The 232-nt window shown below is 51.3% G+C and carries 1 rRNA gene; it reads right to left on the bottom strand.

Going from position 1 to position 232, the window contains the following annotated elements:
• Positions 1-232, bottom strand: a 23S ribosomal RNA gene (locus WFK81_RS30830); the annotation flags it as partial.

Genomic DNA, 232 nt, shown 5'->3' with positions numbered 1-232 from the left:
TTCCTCAGGAACCCTTAGGCTTTCGGCGGACAAGATTCTCACTTGTCTTTTCGTTACTCATACCGGCATTCTCACTTGAATGCAGTCCACCAGTCCTTCCGGTCTGACTTCAACCCGCATTCAACGCTCCCCTACCCAAGACACAAACGTGTCATGCCATAGCTTCGGTGGTGTGTTTAGCCCCGTTACATTTTCGGCGCAGAGTCACTCGACCAGTGAGCTATTACGCACT

The organism is Paenibacillus sp. MMO-177 (genome assembly GCF_037147795.1).
Taxonomy (GTDB): domain Bacteria; phylum Bacillota; class Bacilli; order Paenibacillales; family Paenibacillaceae; genus Pristimantibacillus.
Note: the sequence above shows the minus strand (reverse complement) of the source record. Positions and strands in the feature narration are given on the sequence as shown.